General features: G+C 64.3%; 16 protein-coding genes. 10 read left to right on the forward strand and 6 right to left on the reverse strand.

Annotated features, from left to right (window positions below):
• Positions 1-6: 6 nt before the first annotated feature.
• The 4 genes from PMI15_RS11585 to PMI15_RS11600 all read right to left on the reverse strand — a co-directional run bounded on the left by PMI15_RS11585 (position 7) and on the right by PMI15_RS11600 (position 3341).
• Entirely contained in the window at positions 7-495 is a 489-nt protein-coding gene (locus PMI15_RS11585; protein ID WP_036838561.1) for a TRAP transporter small permease, read from the reverse strand.
• A 102-nt stretch (positions 496-597) separates the two neighbouring features.
• The gene (locus PMI15_RS11590; protein ID WP_007868589.1) at positions 598-1569 is read right to left on the reverse strand and encodes a TRAP transporter substrate-binding protein; all 972 of its coding nucleotides are present in this window, start codon (positions 1567-1569) and stop codon (positions 598-600) included.
• A gap of 57 nt (positions 1570-1626) precedes the next feature.
• Positions 1627-2517 (reverse strand): SMP-30/gluconolactonase/LRE family protein, encoded by an 891-nt coding sequence (locus PMI15_RS11595; RefSeq protein WP_007868592.1) that lies wholly within the window; start codon positions 2515-2517, stop codon positions 1627-1629.
• A gap of 14 nt (positions 2518-2531) precedes the next feature.
• Complete coding sequence (locus PMI15_RS11600) at positions 2532-3341, reverse strand: NAD(P)-dependent oxidoreductase (protein WP_007868593.1); 810 nt, start codon at positions 3339-3341, stop codon at positions 2532-2534.
• A gap of 144 nt (positions 3342-3485) precedes the next feature.
• Here PMI15_RS11600 and PMI15_RS11605 point away from each other — a divergent pair, with 144 nt between their 5' ends.
• The 6 genes from PMI15_RS11605 (at position 3486) to PMI15_RS11630 (ending at position 9553) form a co-directional block, all read left to right on the forward strand.
• Positions 3486-4331 carry a FadR/GntR family transcriptional regulator gene (locus PMI15_RS11605; RefSeq protein ID WP_081499594.1) on the forward strand — a complete coding sequence of 282 codons (846 nt, stop codon included), beginning with the start codon at positions 3486-3488 and terminating at the stop codon, positions 4329-4331.
• 64 nt (positions 4332-4395) lie between these two features.
• The gene (gudD, locus tag PMI15_RS11610; RefSeq protein ID WP_007868595.1) at positions 4396-5772 is read left to right on the forward strand and encodes a glucarate dehydratase; all 1377 of its coding nucleotides are present in this window, start codon (positions 4396-4398) and stop codon (positions 5770-5772) included.
• Between the two features lie 153 nt (positions 5773-5925).
• Positions 5926-6915 carry a sialic acid TRAP transporter substrate-binding protein SiaP gene (locus PMI15_RS11615; RefSeq protein ID WP_007868596.1) on the forward strand — a complete coding sequence of 330 codons (990 nt, stop codon included), beginning with the start codon at positions 5926-5928 and terminating at the stop codon, positions 6913-6915.
• A 95-nt stretch (positions 6916-7010) separates the two neighbouring features.
• Positions 7011-8003: a tripartite tricarboxylate transporter substrate binding protein gene (locus tag PMI15_RS11620; RefSeq protein ID WP_007868597.1), complete on the forward strand. Its 993-nt coding sequence runs from the start codon at positions 7011-7013 to the stop codon at positions 8001-8003.
• A 27-nt stretch (positions 8004-8030) separates the two neighbouring features.
• A complete protein-coding gene (locus PMI15_RS11625; protein ID WP_007868601.1) occupies positions 8031-9092 on the forward strand; it encodes a Gfo/Idh/MocA family protein in 1062 nt (353 codons plus the stop codon).
• Between the two features lie 146 nt (positions 9093-9238).
• Positions 9239-9553, forward strand: a complete 315-nt coding sequence (locus PMI15_RS11630) for a helix-turn-helix domain-containing protein (RefSeq protein WP_007868603.1) — start codon at positions 9239-9241, stop codon at positions 9551-9553.
• Positions 9554-9617: 64 nt separating this feature from the next.
• Here the strand turns inward: PMI15_RS11630 and PMI15_RS11635 are convergent, their stop codons facing one another.
• Positions 9618-10652: a tripartite tricarboxylate transporter substrate binding protein gene (locus PMI15_RS11635; RefSeq protein ID WP_007868605.1), complete on the reverse strand. Its 1035-nt coding sequence runs from the start codon at positions 10650-10652 to the stop codon at positions 9618-9620.
• A gap of 156 nt (positions 10653-10808) precedes the next feature.
• Between PMI15_RS11635 and PMI15_RS11640 the strand changes: the two genes are divergently transcribed.
• Complete coding sequence (locus tag PMI15_RS11640; protein ID WP_007868607.1) at positions 10809-11510, forward strand: GntR family transcriptional regulator; 702 nt, start codon at positions 10809-10811, stop codon at positions 11508-11510.
• Position 11511: 1 nt separating this feature from the next.
• On the opposite strand, the gene PMI15_RS11645 is transcribed toward PMI15_RS11640, so the two are convergent.
• On the reverse strand, positions 11512-12102 hold the full coding sequence (locus PMI15_RS11645; RefSeq protein ID WP_007868610.1) for a carboxymuconolactone decarboxylase family protein: 591 nt from the start codon (positions 12100-12102) through the stop codon (positions 11512-11514).
• 137 nt (positions 12103-12239) lie between these two features.
• On the opposite strand from PMI15_RS11645, the gene PMI15_RS11650 reads away from it, so the two are divergent.
• The 3 genes from PMI15_RS11650 to dnaK all read left to right on the forward strand — a co-directional run bounded on the left by PMI15_RS11650 (position 12240) and on the right by dnaK (position 15357).
• The gene (locus PMI15_RS11650) at positions 12240-12575 is read left to right on the forward strand and encodes a helix-turn-helix domain-containing protein (RefSeq protein ID WP_007868613.1); all 336 of its coding nucleotides are present in this window, start codon (positions 12240-12242) and stop codon (positions 12573-12575) included.
• A gap of 125 nt (positions 12576-12700) precedes the next feature.
• The gene (gene grpE, locus PMI15_RS11655) at positions 12701-13261 is read left to right on the forward strand and encodes a nucleotide exchange factor GrpE (RefSeq protein ID WP_007868616.1); all 561 of its coding nucleotides are present in this window, start codon (positions 12701-12703) and stop codon (positions 13259-13261) included.
• A 152-nt stretch (positions 13262-13413) separates the two neighbouring features.
• Positions 13414-15357, forward strand: coding sequence for a molecular chaperone DnaK (dnaK, locus tag PMI15_RS11660; protein WP_007868619.1), 1944 nt, complete (start codon positions 13414-13416; stop codon positions 15355-15357).
• Positions 15358-15550: the final 193 nt, after the last annotated feature.

Here is a 15550-nt window from a genome sequence, read left to right on the forward strand (position 1 = left end):
ATTTTTTCAGCCCCAGGCCGGTTCGACTTCTTGGCCCTTGGCGAGCGCGATGATGTGCTCGATGGAGAACATCACAATGAGAACGCCCGCAATGGTTGCGGGAACATAGCGCCATCCCTCGGAAATCCACAGGGTGGGCAAGCGGTAGCTCCACACGGATTGGGCCAGCGAAGCACAGTTGTAGGCCATGGCGGCGCCGAACAGCAATACCAGCGCGTGGATCAGGTATTCCATCTTCAGTCGAACGCTTTCCGGCGCGAGAACCAGAAAGGATTCCAGCCCGATGTGGCCGGCGTCGCGAACACCCACGGCCGTGCCGAACATCGTGACATACAACACCAGCAGCAAGGCCAGGCTCTCCGCCCAGGTTGGGGTGTTATTCAGGACATAACGGCCGAAGACCTGCCAGCTGACGGCGCAAATCACCGCCACAAGGCCGAAAATGCCCAGCCACATGCAAGTCCGGGCGAGCCCACGACAAATTTTTGTGTACATAAATAAAGTGCGGAAGTGAAGGCCGCCCCAGAGAAATTTTTCCAAGCGGCAGGAATGCCGTAAAACGCGCCGGCCGCAAACGGGCCGGCGCGGGATCAAGATTTACTTGGTGTCCTGGATGCGTTTGACGAGGCTCTTGAGCGCCGCGTCGGTGATGAACTTGTCATAAACAGGCTTCATGGCGTTCTGGAAAGACACCTTGTCCACCTGGATGATCTCGGCACCACCGGCTTTGACGGTGGCCAGCGATTTTTCCTCGCGCTCGTCCCACAGCTTGCGCATGTAAGGCACGGACTCCTTGGCCGCCTGGCGGATCGCCTTCTGGTCATCGGCGCTCAGGCCGTCCCAGGTGCGCTTGGAGAACAGCAGCATCTCGGGCGCCATCGAATGCTCGGTGATGGAGTAGAACTTGGCCACTTCAAAATGGCGCGAGCTTTCATACGAAGGGTAGTTGTTTTCGGCGGCGTCAACCAGGCCCGTCTTCAGCGCGGTGTAGACCTCGCCGAAGGGCATGGGCGTCGCGTTGGCGCCCATGGCTTCGAGCAAGGAGACCCAGAGGTCCGACTGCTGGACGCGCACTTTCAGGCCCTTCGCGTCGGCCAGCGAACGAACGGGTTTTTTGACCGTGTACAGGTTGCGCGCGCCGCTGTCGTAATACGCCAGGCCGATAAAGCCCTGGGGCGCGCACGAAGCCAGGATCTGCTCGCCGATGGGGCCGTCAAGCACGTGGCGCATGTGATCCTTGGAGCGGAACAGGAAAGGCATGGTCGGGACCTGCGTTTCGGGGCAGATGTTGTTCATCGGCGCGATGTTCACGCGCGTCATCGCCAGGGCGCCGATCTTGGTCTGCTCGATCGTGTCTTTCTCGCTGCCGAGCGCGCTGTTGTTGAACACCTTGATGCTGTGCTTGCCGTTGGTCAGCACTTTGAGCCGCTCGCCCATGAACTTCACGGCTTCCACCGTGGGGTAGCCATCAGGGTGAATATCCGAAGAACGGAATTCAGTGGCAAAACCGGCCAGCGGCAGCACCGCCAGGGCAGCGGCGACCGCAAACAATGTTTTTTTAATCTTCATGTCTCATCCTCTAAGGTTGGTGGTGGAAACGGGAACGGAAACTTTTTTAGGAAACTTTTAATACAGACACGCGGGCTCGGGCAGCCCGCGCACGCCGGGGCGCAACGCGAACACACCGCCGGCCAGCGGCTGGTCAGAGAGATCGACACCTTCGGGGCGTATCGATGTCACGAACAGGGTGTCAAGCCCGGCGCCGCCGAAGGCGCACATGGCGGGCTTCTTCACGGGCACAGCCAGCGAGCGGTCCAGCTTGCCGGCGGGCGTGAAGCGGTGAACCAGGCCGGCGTCGTTGCCGCAGATCCAGTAGCAGCCGTCGGCGTCGACGGCCGCGCCGTCGGGCCGGCCGGGTAGCGGGTTCATGTCGATGAAAAGGCGGCGGTTCGACGGGATGCCGGTTTGGGTGTCGTAGTCAAAGGCCCAGACCGACTGCACCGAAGGGTGGGAATCGGACAAATACATGGTGCGGCCGTCGGGGCTGAAGGCCATGCCGTTGGGCGTGATGAAGCCCTCCAGCAGCACCTTGAGGCCGTTGCCCTGGTAGCTGTAGATGCTGCCGACGCGCGCGCCGGCGGCCATGTTCATCTGCATGGTGCCGGCCAGGAAGCGCCCCTGCCGGTCGCAGCGGCCGTCGTTAAAACGCATGCCGGCCTGCGCATGGGTCACGCCGGCAAGCCGCTGAAAACCCAGCTGGCCGCCGGCCCCGGGACTCAGGCGAAAGACACCGCTCTCGGCGCCGGCGATCCAGTCCTTGGCGCCGAGGCGGCCGACGCAGGCGAGCATTTCGGGCGCCAGCCATTCGGTCAGCGCGGCGTCGGCCACGCTCCAGCGGCACAAACGGCGCGCCGGGATGTCAACCCAGTACAGCGCCTGTTCAGCAGCGTCCCAGACCGGGCTTTCGCCCACGCCGTTGCGCGCATCCAGAACCAGTTCGACCTGCAATTCACTCATGCCGTGCCCGCCGTTCAGTCGCCGAAAGGGCCGGCCACGACAAAGCCGCCGCCCTGGTACTGGGCCACCGGGTCCTTCAGGTCGGGCGCGGGTGTGCGGGCGTAAATGGCCTCGCGGAAGATGTCGGAGCTGTCCTTGGGCACATAACCGATGTGGCGGGCGCGGCTGTTGTCCCACCAGGTCACGGCGTTGTCGGACATGCCGAACACAATGCTGTGGCCCAGCACCGGCGTGGTGAGGCAGGCGGTGATCAGGCGGTGCAGGTCGTCAAAGCTCAGCCAGGTGGCCAGCATGCGGCGGTCCTTGGGCTCGGCGAAGGAGGAGCCAATGCGCACGCAGGCGGTTTCAATGCCGTAGCGGTCGAAATACAGGCGCGACAGGTCTTCGCCGAAGGCCTTGCTCAGGCCGTACAGGCCGTCGGGGCGCGGCGGGTGGTCGGCGTTGATGGTCTGGTCCTGGCGGTAAAAGCCGGTGACGTGGTTGGAGCTGGCAAAAACAATGCGCTTGACGCCGTTCTTGCGCGCCGCTTCATATAAGTTATAGGCACCCAGGATGTTGGCCTGCAGGATGGGGCCGAACGGCCCTTCCACCGAGACGCCGCCCAGATGGACGATGGCGTCCACACCCTGGACCACGGTGTGCACCGCGGCGGAGTCCGCCAGGTCGGCCAGGACGACCTCTTCGCCGGCCGCGGCGGCGCCGAAAGGCTGGACGTCCGACAGGCGCAGCACCGAGCAATTGGCCTTCAGGCGCTCGCGCAGGGCCTTGCCCAAACCGCCGGCCGCACCGGTCAGCAACAGCTTCTCATGAACTTTGATGGTCATTTTTTACGTCCGGGTCCAGTGCCGTCACAAACACTGGACTTTTTTTCGGAGTTTGTTAAAGTCAAGCTACAAATGCATCAGTCATAGGTTGTCTGATGACTCGGAATTCTCGGTTTCGCCCCCTAGCTTGTCAATGGTTTTTTAATGGACTCAAGGAAAACCCCTAGTCGCCCGGAAGCAGGCCTGACGCCTGCCTTTCACGAGGAGCTGCCGCGCGTGCGCAGGCCCCGCGGACTGGTGGGCGAGATCGTTGAAAGCCTGGCCAGCAGCATCCGCGAGGGGCGCCTGCAGCCCGGCGAAAAACTGCCCACCGAAGCCGAAATCATGGCCCGCTTCGACGTCAGCCGCACCGTGGTGCGCGAGTCGCTGTCCAAGCTGCAGGCCTCGGGCCTGGTGGAAACCCGGCACGGCATAGGCACTTTTGTGCTGCAGCCGCAGAATGCCGGCAACTTCAAGATCACCGCCGAGGACTTCGCCACCGTGGCCGACGTGATCTCGGTGCTGGAGCTGCGCATCAGCCTGGAAACCGAGGCCGCGGGCCTGGCCGCCCAGAGGAGAACGCCGGAAAACCTCAAGGCCATGGAAACCGCCCTGCGCGCCTTCCACGACTCCATCAGCCTGGATTCCGACGCGGTGCCACCCGACTTCCAGTTCCACATGGAAGTGGCCCGCTCGACCGGCAACCGGCACTTCGCCGACCTGATGACCTACCTGGGCACCATGATCATCCCGCGCACCCGCGTGAACACGGCGCACAGCGCGCCCGAGGGCCGCTTCAACTACCTGCAGCGGGTCAACAGCGAGCACGAGAGCATTTACAACGCCATCCGCAACCAGGACGCAGAGGCGGCGCGCGCCGCCATGCGTACCCACCTGTCCAACAGCCGCGAACGGCTGCGCCGGGGCAACAATGCGCACACCATGCAGCCACCCGGGGAGCCCGCGGACACACCGGCCGCCCAGGCCCTGGGTACAAACCTGGTTGCATAAAAAATCAGCGAGTTGTACGATAACTGATAAATCAGCTTTATCAACCCACTACAACACGCCCGGTATGCCCGCTTCCCAAGCCCCCCAAGCCTCTCTCGTTTCCCCACCCGCCGCTTCACAAACACCCCGCGTCACCCGCGTCCAGGTGATTCCCGTGGCCGGCCAGGACAGCATGCTGCTGAACCTGAGCGGCGCCCACGGCCCCTTCTTCACCCGCAACATCCTGATCCTGACCGACAGCTCCGGCCGAACCGGCGTGGGCGAGGTTCCGGGCGGCGAGAAGATACGCAACACCCTGAACGATGCGGCCCCCCTCATTGAAGGCCAGTCGATTGGCGACTGGAACCGCATCCTCAACACGCTGCGCACCGCCTTCGCCGACCGCGACAGCGGCGGCCGCGGCAACCAGACCTTTGACCTGCGCGTGGCCATCCACGCCGTGACCGCCGTGGAAAGCGCCCTGCTCGACCTGCTGGGCCAGTTCCTGGGCGTGCCGGTTGCGGCCCTGCTGGGCGAAGGCCAGCAGCGCGACTCGGTGGCCATGCTGGGCTACCTGTTTTATGTCGCCGATCGCAAGAAGACCAATCTGGCCTACGCGTCGGCGCCCGACGCGCAGGACGACTGGCTGCGCTTGCGCCATGAGGCGGCGATGGACGCCAAGGGCATCGTGGCGCTGGCCGAAGCCGCCTACAAGCGCTACGGCTTCAAGGACTTCAAGCTCAAGGGCGGCGTGCTGCGCGGCGAGGAAGAAATGGAAGCCATCGTCGCGCTGTCGGAGCGTTTTCCCGATGCGCGCATCACGCTGGACCCGAACGGCGGCTGGCTGCTCAAGGACGCCATCCGCATCTGCAAGGACCGCCACAAGGAACTGGCCTACGCCGAGGACCCCTGCGGCGCCGAAGGCGTGTTCTCGGGCCGCGAAGTGATGGCGGAGTTCCGGCGCGCCACGGGCCTGCCCACCGCCACCAACATGATCGCCACCGACTGGCGCGAGCTCTCGCACACCATCCACCTGCAGTCGGTGGACATCCCGCTGGCCGACCCGCACTTCTGGACCATGCAGGGCTCGGTGCGTGTGGCACAGGTCTGCCAGACCTGGGGGCTGACCTGGGGCTCGCACTCCAACAACCACTTCGACATATCTCTCGCCATGTTCACGCACGTGGCCGCCGCCGCGCCGGGCAAGGTCACCGCGATCGACACGCACTGGATCTGGCAGGACGGCCAGCGCCTGACCAAGGCGCCGCTGCAAATCGTGAACGGCGAAGTCGCGGTGCCCAAGCAGCCAGGCCTGGGCGTGGAGCTGGACATGGCCGAGGTGGAAAAAGCCCACCAGCTCTACCTCAAGCACGGCCTGGGCGCGCGCGACGATGCCGTGGCCATGCAATACCTGATCCCGAACTGGACCTTCAACAACAAGATGCCCTGCATGGTCCGCTAAGGACAGCGGGCTGTCCGGGATTTAGAGGCTCCCGGAAGGCCCACCCTTGCATTGGGCTTGTTCAGCCCAGTCGGGCGCCGAGGGCGGTATACCTCGGCGCTCTTTCCACCAGCGATACCCACCCATAACCATACCCATATCAGGAGACAAGACATGAAACGCAGAACCCTCTGCAGCCTTGCGGGCGCGACCTTGCTGGCCCTGGCCGGCACGCTGGGCGCGGGCAGCGCGGCCGCCCAGACCAAACTCAAATGGGCGCACGTCTACGAGACGTCCGAATCCTTTCACAAACAGGCCGTCTGGGCCGCCGATGAGATCAAGAAAAAAACCAACGGCCGCTATGTGGTCGAAGTTTTTCCCGCCTCATCGCTGGGCAAGGAAACCGAGATCAACCAGGGCCTGACCCTGGGCACCGTGGACATCATCTACACCGGCGCCGCCTTTGCCGGCCGCGCCTATCCGCCGCTGTCGATTGCCGCCGCGCCTTTTGTGTTCCGCGACTACAACCACTTCCAGGCTTTCCGCAACGGCCCCATCTTCCAGGAACTGGCGCAGGGCTATGCGAGCAAGACCGGCGGCCAGCACATCGCGGGCTACACCTACTACGGCCTGCGCCACATGACCTCGAACAAGGTCATCTTCAAGCCCGAGGACATGAAGGGACTCAAGCTGCGTGTGCCCGATGCGCCGCTGTTCGTGATGTTCCCCAAGGCGGTCGGCGCCAACCCCACGCCCATCGCCTTTGCCGAGGTCTACCTGGCGCTGCAGAACGGCACCGTCGATGCGCAGGAAAACCCGCTGCCCACGATAGAGGCCAAGAAGTTCTACGAGGTGCAGAAGTACATCACGCTGACGGGCCACATCACCGAATCGCTGGTCACCGCCGTCTCGGGCTCGGTCTGGTCCAAGCTCAGTGACGCCGACAAGAAGATCTTCGACCAGGTGCTGTGGGAAGCCTCCAGCCGCGCCAGCCAGGACATCGTCGACGCGGAAAACCGCCTGGTCGCCGAGTTCGAGAAAAAAGGCAAAACCGTCAACAAGGTGGACCGCGCACCTTTCGCGGCCGCCGTGCTGCCCTCGCTCACCGCCGCCGACGCGCCCTGGCCCAAGAGCCTGTACGAGCGCATCCAGGCCATCAAATAAGTTGTGAAGAAGCGGTGAAAGGCGGCGCAGGCCGCTTTTCACCTGCCTCCTCTTCCTCCCCCGATCTTCGTTGCACACCGCGTTCAGGAGACACCATGAAACGCCGTTCCCTTATCCAATCGACGCTGGCCGGCGCCGCTTTGCCCCTGCTGGCAATTTCAGCACTGCCCGCCCGGGCCCAAGGCGCCTGGCCTTCGGCCAAGCCCGTGGTCATCGTCGTGCCTTTTCCCGCGGGCGGCTCCACCGACATGGTGGCGCGCGCACTCGCGCTGCAGCTGCAGGCCAGGCTGGGCGGCAGCTTTGTGGTCGACAACCGGCCGGGCGCCACCGGCACCATAGGCGCCGCCCAGGTCAAGCGCGCACCCGCCGACGGCTACACGCTGCTGGTGTCCTCGCTGGGCGCTTTTGTCGTCGCGCCGCACCTGCTCAAGGGCGTGCCCTATGACGCCACCAAGGACTTCGACTACATCAGCGTGCCGGTGCAGGCGCCCAATGTGCTGGTCGCCAATGTCGCGCGGCCCGAACGCAGCCTGGACGATGTGCTGGCGCTGCTGCGCAAGACGCCGGGCAAGGTCTCGTTCGCGAGCTCGGGCAATGGTTCGTCCGACCACCTGTCGGCCGAGCTCTTCTGGCAGCAGTCCAAAACCGAAGGCGTGCACGTGCCCTACAAGGGCGGCGCCCCGGCGGTCAACGACCTGCTGGGCAATCAGGTCGATTTTTCTTTCCAGAACGTCAATGCCGTGCTGCCGCACATACGCGCGGGCAAGCTGCGCGCCATCGCCGTCACCGGCGACAAGCGCTCGCCCGTGCTGCCCGAGGTGCCAACCCTGGCCGAGGCCGGCGTGAAGGGCGCCGAAGTGTATTCATGGCAAGGCATGGCCTCGCCAAAAGGCTTGCCCGGCCCCACGAAGAAGGCACTCAGCGATGCGGTGATTGCCGCCATGCAGGATCCTGAACTCAAAAAACGCATGTTGGACCAGGGGCTGGAGATCGTCGCCAGCACGCCCGAGGAATTCACCGCCTTCCAGCTGCGCGAATGGGCGCGCTGGAAGACTTTGATAGAGACCCGCCGCATCACCGCCGATTAAGGCCTTGGGCCCAGTCCCCACAAAACCATGTCCTTGCCTTCCTCCCGGCGGCTGCGCGTTGCCGTCATAGGCGCGGGCCTCGGGTCCGCGCCGCATTTCCACAGCCTGCGGGACCTGGCCGGCGAAGCCGAGCTCGTTTACGTCTATGGCCGCAGCGCCGAACGGCTGGCGGGTGTGCAAGTGCCGGCCGGCGCGCGCAAGACCACGCGGCTGGAGGACATCCTCGAAGATCCCGACCTTGAAGCGGTGCTGGTGCTGACACCGCCCAACACGCACCTCGACGTCGTGCGGCGCGTCGCGCGCGCGGGCAAACATGTGCTGGTCGAAAAGCCGCTGGAGATAGACCTGAACCGCGCCAGCGCCCTGGTCGAGTGCTGCGAGCAAGCCGGCGTCACACTCGCCGTGATGCTGCAGCACCGCCTGCGCGAAGCGGCGGTGGCGCTGCGCGCCTTGATCGCGTCGGGCGAACTGGGGCAGCTGGTGAGCGCCAGCGCCGCCGTGCGCTGGTGGCGGCCGCAGAGTTACTACGATGAGCCCGGGCGCGGCACGCTGGCGCGTGACGGCGGCGGCGTGCTGATCACGCAGGCCATCCACACGCTGGACCTGCTGCTGGACCTCATCGGCATGCCGGCGCGCGTGACGGGCGTCGCAAGTACCAGCGCGGTGCACCGCATGGAAGGCGAAGACACGGCCGCCGCGCTGCTGCATTACGACAGCGGCGCAGTGGCTGTGCTGCAGGCCACGACCGCCGCCTACCCAGGCTTTCCCGAGCGCCTGGAACTCAACTTCACGCGCGGCACGGCGACGCTGGAGGGCGGCGAGATGCGGGCGGCTTTCCAGGACGGCAGGACGCTGAGCGCGGGCAGTCGCCAGGCCTCAGGCGGCGGCGCTGACCCCATGGCCTTCGACCACGCCGCGCACAAAACCGTGCTGCAGGATTTCATACGCGCGGTGAAAACCGGCACGGCGCCCGCCGTCACCGGACGCTCCGCACTGGGTGTGCAACAAGTGATAGAAGCCGTCATGGCATCGTCACGATCCGGTGCCGCGGTGGCCTTGCATTCGCAAGCGATTCTTCCCATGATGTAGCTGCGGGGCCGTCGTCCAGACGTGGCGGGCATGTGCAGCTATAAAACTCGTAGCAGTCAGGAAATTGCGTTATATTTGGTCCCGACGATAGAAGCTTTTTGCTTAACGACCACCTGTGACCGGATTGTGACCGAGGAGATGAGCTGATGAGCGCCAAAGAAAATGCAGCGGTAGGCCAGCTACTTGAATTGCTGGAAGCACGCTATGCATTGCGCGTGTTGTGGGCGCTGAAAGACGGCCATCCCCAGACCTTTCGCCTGCTGCAAGACAGCGTGGGCAACATCACGCCCAACACCCTCAACACCCGCATCAAGGAATTGCGCGCCGCCGGCCTGATCAGCCATGGCAATGAAGGCTACATCGTCACCACGCTGGGCGCCGACCTGCTCAAACGCCTGAACGACCTGCAGGCCTTCGCGGGCAAATGGGTGCTCAGCCAGGCCAAAAAACCCAAGCCCTGAACTTCGTTGGTTCCATAGAAAAAGCGACCAGGTGGTCGCTTTTTTCATGGCTCACTGTGGGCCTCTAATCCACCGCGGCACCCGAACGCTTCACCGCATCGCCCCACAGCGTCATGTTGCTCGCAATGTGTCTGGCCAATTCTTCCGGCGTGCCGGGCGCAACCTCGGCGCCGCGCGATTGCAATTGCGCGCGCAACTCAGGATCGGCCAGTGCCTTGTGGATAGCGTCGTTCAGCCGGTTGACGATGGGGCGCGGTGTTCCGGCGGGCACAAAAATCGCGTCCCATGCGCTCACGTCGAAGCCGGCCAGGCCCGACTCCGCAATGGTCGGCAGCTCGGGCCAGCCCGCGACGCGCGTGGCCGTGGTCACCGCCAGCGGCTTGACGCGCCCGCCCTTGGCCTGGGGCGCGGCATTGGGCATCACCTCGATCATCATGTCGACCTGCCCGCCCATCAGGTCGGTCATGGCCTGCGCGCCGCCGCGGTAGGGAATGTGCACCACCGCCAGGCCCGCGCGCGATTTGTAGATCTCGCCGGCCAGGTGCGACGTCGTGCCGTTGCCGGCCGAGCCGAAGGTGTACTTGCCCGGGTTGGCCTTGAGCAGTTTGGTCAGCTCGGCCATGGAGTTGACCTGCAGCGTGGGCCGCACCACCACCATGGCCGCGATGCGCGTGAGCTGGCTCACCGGTTCGAAGTCGCGCACGCTGAAACCCGGCGACTTGTAGATCGCATGGTTGATGGCATGCGTGCCGTTGGTGCCATAGAGCAGCGTGTAGCCGTCGGCCGGCGCCTTGGCCGCGGCCGCGCTGCCCACGTTGCCGCCGGCGCCGCCCAGGTTTTCCACCACGATGGGCTGGCCCAGTTCCCTGGCCGCGCGCAGCATCACCAGGCGCGCCAGCGTGTCGCCGCCACCGCCGGCCGGAAAGGGCACGATCAGCTTGATGGGTTTGTTGGGATAAGCTGCAGCCGGCTGGGCCTGTGCGGCAGGCGCCACCAGGGCCAGCGCGGCCATCACAGCGGTATAGGCCATCAGCAGGCGGCGAAGCCAAAAAGCCGACGACGGCAGGCGATGGGGAAAACGGCAGAGCGGCAAATTCATCGTGTCTCCAAGGGTAACTGCGCTTGCCTGGGCAGCGCATAAAATTCTTAGCCATCTTATTTTATTGCACGCAATAGCATCGACAAATAGCTAGTTAACCCTAGGTTACGCTACTTTTGCATGCAATAATTTGAAAACTTCCCACCGGAACCCAGCATGTCCTCGCAGATCGACTACACCACCAACGAATTGAGGCGAAGAATCCTCAGCGGCCAGGCAGCGCCCGGCGAACGCATGGTGGAGCTGGAGCTTTCAGCCCAGCTGGCCGTGTCTCGCACACCCATACGCATCGCACTCGGCGAGCTCGAAAAAGAAGGCCTGCTGGAGCGCCTGCCGACACGCGGCTTCCGCGTGCGGCAGTTTAGTGTGGACGAGGTCGCCAACGCTGTCGATGTGCGCGGCGTGCTCGAAGGCATGGCGGCGCGACAGGCGGCCGAGCGCGGCATCAGCCCCGAGCTCCAGGCCGAACTGCGGGCCTGCATAGATGAAGGCCGGCTGCTGCTGGAGAAAGCCGCTGCCGCCGGCCATGTGATTGACGCGGCCCGCTGGGTGCCCATGAACGCGCGTTTTCACGCCGCGCTGGTGGACGCCGCCGGCAACAGCACGCTGGTTTCGGCCCTCGCGCATGTGAGCAAAACACCCATGGCCGGCGCCGGTGCGCTGAGTCTGAACGGCTCGCTGCCGCTGCTGGAGTTCGGCTTCATCCAGCGCGCCCAGAGCGACCATGAAGACGTGCTGGCCGCCCTGCTGGCCGGCGAAGGCGCGCGCGCCGAGGCACTGATGCGCGAACACGCCCACCGCAGCCGCGACAACAAACGCGAACTCATGGCCCGCCTGCAAAAAACCGCGGCAGCTTGAGTCATTCCCTTGCCGGCCAGCGCGCCGCCCAGGGCTCCAGCGGCACGCGCGCCGCATTGCACACATAGCTGATCGCGTGGTACCAGCCGGCCAGCATCAGCAATTCCACCAGTTGGGGCGCCGACCACAGGGCCGCCAGTTCCTGCCACAGCGCATCGCTGACCGTGCTGCTGTCGTGCAGCTCATCGACCAGCCGCAGCAGCAAGCCGTCGCGTGGGGCCAGGCCCCGCCCGCCCGAGGCCGGGTCGGCAATCGCGGCATTGTCGGCGTCGCTGAAACCCGCCGCCCGGCCGAAGGCGCTGACGTGCACACCCCATTCATACTCCGCCCCGCAGCGCGCGCAGACGCGGTTGATCACCAGCTCGCGGTCACGCAGGGACAGGCTGGCGCTGGAGCCGAGCAAATAACCGCCCCATGAAGGCATGCGCTCGAGCAGCCTGGGGTTGACGGCCAGCACGCGAAACAGCGCCAGCACATGGGGCGCGGCGGGTGGCGTGATCTTCTTGAGCAGCGCGTCCTGCTCCGGCGTGTAAGGCGGCTCCAGCGGCGCGATGCGTGGCAGGGCTGCGGTGGCGTTTGTCATTTGGGTCATGGTGATCAGGCTTCCTGTTGTGTAGAGGGATCATGGCTTCAATTCGCTACTAATTCCGTAGCGAACGGCAACTATATCGCTACGCATTCCGTAGCAATCGTCGCGGACACGACAGGCGCAGCCCCTACAATCCGGGCATGACTTCCACGCTACCCCTTCCCGGCAAACCGGTCCGCGGCTCCGCCACGGGCCGGCCCGTGATGGCGTTACTGGACCTGCTGGGTCGCCGCGGCACGTTGCGGCTGCTGTGGGAGTTGCGTGACGGGCAGGCGCAAAATTTCCGGCAATTGGCAGCAAGCGCCGGAAACATGTCGCCTTCGGTCATGAACGACCGGCTCAAGGAGTTGCGCGAAGCGCGGCTGGTCGAACTCGGGAGCGGCGGCTACGGCCTCACCGCCACGGGCAGCGGCCTGCTGCACAAGCTCAAACCGCTCCACCAGTGGGCAGAAGAATGGGCCGCCCCCGACGCATAAGCCAAGCCGGCCGCCCGGCACCCAGGCGGCAAAAACTTTCGTAGCCAAAAGCTAAGCCCTTGTCTTGAAAAGGGCTTTGCCACCCCCAGTTGGGAACCTTACCAACACCAACCCTGTTGCCTCGCATGTCTGAAAACACACAACCCGAACAAAATCAACCCCTTAGCGGTGAACCCAGCCCAGAAGAACTGGAAGCGGCGCAGGCCGCCAACGAGTTTGACGCGCTGACCGTGGCCCAGGCCGAAGTCGCCACGCTGCAGGCCAAAAACACCGAGCTGGCCGACAGCTACCTGCGCGCCAAGGCCGAAACCGAAAACGCCCGCCGCCGCGCCGACGAGGACGTGGCCAAGGCCCGCAAGTACGCGCTGGAAAGCTTTGCCGAAAGCCTGCTGCCGGTGGCCGACAGCCTGGAAGCCGGCCTGGCCATCAAGGAAGCCACGCCCGAGCAGATTCGCGAAGGCGCCGAAGCCACGCTCAAGCAGCTCAAGAGCGCGCTGGAGCGCAACAAGGTGGTGGCCATAGACCCCGCCCCCGGCACCAAATTCGATCCCGCCCAGCACCAGGCCATCAGCATGGTGCCGGCCGACCAGGAAGCCAACACCGTGGTCAGCGTGCTGCAAAAAGGCTATCTGATCGCCGAGCGCGTTCTGCGCCCCGCCCTGGTTACGGTGGCAGCCCCCAAATAAACACCCGACAAGAATGGAAAAACATGTTGAGGCCCTTGAAGCCCATCAACTTACCCACAAGTTATCAACATAGTCATTCACAGCGGCCAGGAAAGAAACCCCGGCCACACCACTTTTAATCTTCACGAATCAAAAAAGCAGGAGTAAATATCATGGGAAGAATCATCGGCATTGACCTGGGCACCACCAACAGCTGCGTGTCCATCATGGAGGGCAACTCGCCCCGCGTCATCGAGAACTCGGAAGGCGTGCGCACCACCCCTTCCATCGTGGCCTACCAGGAAGACGGTGAAGTGCTGGTCGGCGCGTCCGCCAAACGCCAGGCCGTGACCAACCCCAAGAACACGCTGTACGCCGTCAAGCGCCTGATCGGCCGTAAGTTCAGCGAAAAAGAAGTCCAGAAGGACATCTCCCTCATGCCGTATTCCATCGTGGCCGCCGACAACGGCGACGCCTGGGTGGAAGTGCGCGGCAAGAAGATCTCGGCACAGCAAGTCAGCGCCGACATCCTGCGCAAGATGAAGAAGACCGCCGAAGACTACCTGGGCGAGCCGGTCACCGACGCCGTGATCACCGTGCCCGCCTACTTCAACGACGCGCAGCGCCAGGCCACCAAGGACGCCGGCCGCATCGCCGGCCTGGACGTCAAGCGCATCATCAACGAGCCCACCGCGGCAGCTCTCGCCTTCGGCCTGGACAAGCAGGAAAAGGGCGACCGCAAGATCGCCGTGTATGACCTGGGCGGCGGCACCTTCGACATCTCCATCATCGAGATCGCCGACGTCGACGGCGAGAAGCAGTTCGAAGTGCTGTCCACCAACGGCGACACCTTCCTGGGCGGCGAAGACTTCGACCAGCGCGTCATCGACTACATCGTGGCCGAGTTCAAGAAAGACAGCGGCATCGACCTGTCCAAGGACGTGGTCGCCCTGCAGCGCCTGAAAGACTCCGCCGAGAAGGCCAAGATCGAGCTGTCCAACAGCCCGCAGACCGAAGTCAACATTCCCTACATCGCGCACGACCCCGCGACCGGCCCCAAGCACCTGCTGGTCAAGCTGACCCGCGCCAAGCTCGAAAGCCTGGTCGACGAGCTGATCGAGCGCACCATCGCCCCCTGCCGCGTGGCCATGAAGGACGCCGGCGTCTCCGCCTCCGACATCCATGACGTGATCCTGGTCGGCGGCCAGACCCGCATGCCCAAGGTGCAGGAAAAGGTCAAGGAGCTGTTCGGCAAGGAGCCGCGCAAGGACGTGAACCCCGACGAAGCCGTGGCCGTGGGTGCCGCCATCCAGGGCCAGGTCCTGTCCGGCGACCGCACCGACGTGCTGCTGCTCGACGTCACCCCGCTGTCCCTGGGCATTGAAACCATGGGCGGCGTGATGACCAAGATGATCAAGAAGAACACGACCATCCCGACCAAGTTCGCGCAGACCTTCTCGACCGCCGAAGACAACCAGCCGGCCGTGACCATCAAGGTGTTCCAGGGCGAACGCGAAATCGCCTCGGGCAACAAGGCGCTGGGCGAGTTCAACCTCGAGGGCATCCCGCCGGCAGCGCGCGGCACGCCGCAGATCGAAGTGTCCTTCGACATCGACGCCAACGGCATCCTGCACGTGGGCGCCAAGGACAAGGGCACCGGCAAGGAAAACAAGATCACCATCAAGGCCAACTCCGGTTTGTCCGAAGCTGAAATCCAGCAGATGGTGAAGGACGCCGAGCTCAACGCCGAAGAAGACAAGAAGAAGGTCGAGTTCGTGACCGCCAAGAACAACGCCGAAGCCCTGGTGCACAGCGTGAAAAAATCGCTGGGCGAGTACGGCGACAAGCTCGAAGCGGGCGAAAAGGAAAAGATCGAGACCGCCATCAAGGACATGGAAGAGGCGCTCAAGGGTGACGACAAGGCCGCCATCGACGCCAAGAACACGGCCCTGATGGAAGCCAGCCAGAAGCTCGGCGAGAAGATGTATGCCGACATGCAGGCTTCGCAGGCGGCAGCCGGTGGCGACGCGGGCGCGGCAGGCGCGGCGCAGGCAGAAGCCAAGCCGGCCGACGACAATGTCGTGGACGCTGAAGTCAAGGAAGTCAAAAAAGGCTGAGCGCCCTAAGGCAACAAGCCCCGCATTGGCGCGATAACTGCATGCAAAGGCAGGCGGCACAGGCGGATGCAAAAGGCGGAAACCAGGAGCAATCCCGGCTTTCCGCTTTTGCGCATCTGCCGCCGCCCGCGAATGCCCGGATTGACCGCCTGCCTCCCGGCTGACCCGACGAGACCGATCAACGAAGACCCTG

The organism is Polaromonas sp. CF318, from assembly GCF_000282655.1.
In the GTDB taxonomy this organism is placed as follows: Bacteria; Pseudomonadota; Gammaproteobacteria; order Burkholderiales; family Burkholderiaceae_C; genus Polaromonas.